Below are 293 nucleotides of genomic sequence, written 5' to 3'. Positions count from 1 at the left end.
CGAAGCAGATCACTCTCCCGGAAGCGTCCGTGCCGGTTTTTCGAGAATGTCGAATGATCAGGTACAGGGCCGTTGAGACCAAGGCCACAGAACCACCGGTATGCCAGGTTAAGATGGACTTCTTCACATAGCCGTCGCTCGGACCGAATACCCATCACGTAGCCAACGATTAACATCCTGATGATCAGCTCGGGATCGATTGAAGGCCGCCCCGTGCCGCTGTAAAATGGACGAAGATGCTCACGCAGGCCGTCCAGATCGACAAAGCGATCAATTGAACGCAAAAGGTGGCC

Annotated in this window: 1 protein-coding gene; it reads right to left on the bottom strand. The window is 54.6% G+C overall.

Annotation, left to right across the window (positions count from 1 at the left end):
* Positions 1-293 (bottom strand): transposase (locus HK11_RS11390; protein WP_143216402.1); only part of this gene is annotated, 293 nt, incomplete at both ends.

Source organism: Acetobacter sp. DmW_043 (assembly GCF_002153485.1).
Lineage (GTDB): Bacteria > Pseudomonadota > Alphaproteobacteria > Acetobacterales > Acetobacteraceae > Acetobacter > Acetobacter thailandicus.
This window is presented reverse-complemented; position numbering and strand designations above follow the sequence as displayed.